General features: G+C 52.9%; 1 pseudogene. It reads left to right on the top strand.

What is annotated here, in order from left to right:
• Positions 1-291 (top strand): annotated as a pseudogene (locus tag ACXAGR_RS23815) (retention module-containing protein); the annotation flags it as partial.

Raw genomic sequence — 291 nt, 5'->3', positions numbered from 1 at the left:
TGTCGGTACTGGATGATGCCGGCAATCTGGCAACTGTCAGCACCTCAGGATTAATTGACCTGACACTGCCAGTGCTGAACATCAACCCGATCACCGATCTGGCCAGCGATACACCGCTCATCAGCGGTACGTCTGACGAAATTGGCGGTATCGTAACCATCGATATCACAGACGGTAACGGCGATACGCAAAGCTTCAATGCGACAGTTCTCGGTGACGGTACCTGGGCTGCCAACGTACCTGTTGCGATTTCAGAAGGCTTACTGGATGTGAACGTGTCGGTACTGGATG

Source organism: Alteromonas sp. ABH4_457 (genome assembly GCF_056160625.1).
This window is presented reverse-complemented; position numbering and strand designations above follow the sequence as displayed.